This window comes from Desulfopila sp. IMCC35006 (assembly GCF_005116645.1).
GTDB lineage: Bacteria > Desulfobacterota > Desulfobulbia > Desulfobulbales > Desulfocapsaceae > Desulforhopalus_A.
Map to the genome: position 1 here is coordinate 1 of NZ_SWCM01000035.1, position 2632 is coordinate 2632.

Below are 2632 nucleotides of genomic sequence, written 5' to 3' on the forward strand. Positions count from 1 at the left end.
CTGTTACAGTTCTTGAGCGGGCTTTGAATCACATCAGACTATGCCGAGTTGATTATTAACGAGTCCTTCATATTTCAAGGTGAAATTTGATTACTCGGCATAGTCAAAAACTCGGCATAGTGGCGTAAGGTATGAACGGAGGCGTGTTTATGAATTCCTGCCTTGCTGAGGGCCACCTTTATAGCGCGTTGCAGGGCACTGTCAATCACGTGATGACGTCGAACAATGTTGGTCCGAGGGTCGAGAGATCGTTTGCCAGAAGGAAAAAGGTACTGCCAGGCTTTTTGCAAAGATGCGGCCGGGTATTTGCGGTTAAGTGATTTTGGCAGCCAGACCGAGCCATATCCATCAGCCAGATCGCGATCGTGCAACACAAGCACCTTGGTGATTTGTTCCTGTAGTTCCTTATTCAGGGAAGCGGGCAGTAGGGTAGATCGATCTTTGCCGCCTTTTCCTTCACGGACGAAGACGAGCTGCTGAGCAAAATCGATATCTTTGATTCGTAAGCGGCAGCATTCGTTAACCCTGAGTCCACCTCCATAAATCAGTTTCAACATCAGGCCAGATGTTCCTTCTGTATTTAGGAGAAGTTTCCCTGTCTCTTTCACTGAAAATAACACCGGGAGCCTCTGGCTAGTTTTTGCCCGGACAGTGTTCTTAAGGTCGCCCAAGTCCTCGTTGAATACAAAGCGAAAAAACATGAGAAGGCTGTTAAAGGCCAGGTTTTGGGTCGATGCGGAAACATTTCGTTTTATGGCCAGAAAAGCGAGGAAATCGCGGATATAATGAGAAGTACAAGCGGTTTCGTTGTTGGCAGAAGTTCTTGTTGTGCAGTAGTCCAGATAGCGGCGAACCCAACCAATATACGTTTTTTCGGTACGAACGGCATAATTGCGCAATCGCAATCCTTCACGAAAATGTTGCAGTGCCTCTTGCTGGGTGGAAATTCCCCCTGCCGTAAGGGGTGCGTTTTGTTGCTCCGGAGATGACGTAGACATCAAGAAATTGCTAAAGTAGAGGCGGACAGCTTGATCGGCCTGGCGAATCTGCCAATCCTGGTATGTACCAAAATCAGAAAGGTTCTTTAGATATAGGGGAAGTTGCTCATGCCAAGACATGTTTGGCAGGTGGACTCGGAACTCAAAGAATTTCCTAATCCAGTGGACCATGAATTTTTAGTTCCCCGAGGCGACCACATTACTTTTAAGGAGGAAATCCCCAAAATCAGCAGTTTGGAATCCTTCGATATTGTTCATAATGTCTCACTTCTGTTGGTTATTTATCACTTATTGCCGCGTCTATATAACTGGTAATATTTACCAAAAAGCAGCGTCAATCGTCGTTTTTAGACGGTGTTTTGGCCCCCAATTATCTAAAACGAATAACAAAAAACCCCTGTTATCCTGAGCAGTATAACAGGTTCATAATCCCTAAAAGCTGCTTAGAAAATTCCTAACAGCTTTCTCTTGTTAAACGAAGAGATCTCGTCTATCATGATAGAAATATCTGACATTTCTATTACATGTGAACCTTGGAAGTACGGTAAGAAAAGAAAAATCTAGGAATAGCAGTGAAATTCTGTAGTTCCACACAGACATAACCTGCTACGATTCGCTCTTTGGAGTCCCAAAAAGCCAACGCAGCATATTAAAAGTTGTGTTCTTATAACAAAGTTACCTAGATGATAATAACCCAAAGAGATATAGATGATTTTGAAAGAAAATATTCAGAAGCTCAAGCGGGTTATATCCCCGGTTCTGATACGGCTCTTGAGAAATTTTATTCATTTTTAAATCAGAATCCCCAAATTCTTTTAGCATCAGGGTTTCAAGAGTATGTATCATCCCATGAGTTGGGTCTATTTTGGTCATTGGTAGCTGCAAAAGAATTAAGCCATCTTGACAGGCCTATTTTCAGAAACGCAACAGGTCAATGGCTTGTAGTTTCCTACATAGATGACGACCCATCATATAATTGGGATGCGTATAATTTAAGCTACCTTCAAGCAAATTTTGAAGGAAATCAGAATAATAAAAATGAAGCACTTCATTATAACGACGCATTAGTGAATCTACCTTCCTTCACTGAGTTTTATGAAAATGCAAAACAATATATAAACAATCCATTGGTAGATCCGACGATATTGGTATCTCCTAAACTCTGGACGCCAAATCAGCAAGATTCGGAAAAACTACTTCTCCAACATTCTTCAATTCAAATAATAAATGAAATTCAAACTGAGCAAACTGATCTTTCTTCTATTCATTGGAAGAAATTTGAAGAAATAGTGGCAGAAGTTCTAAGAGCGCAGGGCATGGAAATTCACCTTGTAAAAGAGTCACCACAAGGTGGGCGTGATATAGTTGGGCGTATATTTATCCCAGAGTTAAATGAAGCTCTTTCCATAGCTGTTGAAGTAAAGCATAGAGAAGTTGTAGATAGACCTTTGGTTCAAACTGCCCTGTACCAAAACAGGCAATTCCCAGCATTAATGTTTGTTACTTCTCAGTAATATCCGGTTAAGAACTTGCAGGTGGTTTCTTTAATCGTTTAAGGAGCTTTTTTCGTTTTCGATTTTGTATCGTTGATTGCGCCACAGCTTGTTGTGTTGCTTCATTTCGAATTTGATTGC

At 41.5% G+C, this 2632-nt stretch carries 2 protein-coding genes; one reads left to right on the forward strand and one right to left on the reverse strand.

Features of this window, described 5'->3' with window-relative positions:
- Window positions 1–74: 74 nt before the first annotated feature.
- Complete coding sequence (locus tag FCL47_RS24010; protein ID WP_167496627.1) at window positions 75–1118, reverse strand: integron integrase; 1044 nt, start codon at window positions 1116–1118, stop codon at window positions 75–77.
- Window positions 1119–1681: 563 nt separating this feature from the next.
- On the opposite strand from FCL47_RS24010, the gene FCL47_RS24015 reads away from it, so the two are divergent.
- Window positions 1682–2512 (forward strand): restriction endonuclease, encoded by an 831-nt coding sequence (locus FCL47_RS24015; RefSeq protein WP_136816266.1) that lies wholly within the window; start codon window positions 1682–1684, stop codon window positions 2510–2512.
- The last annotated feature ends 120 nt before the right edge of the window (window positions 2513–2632 follow it).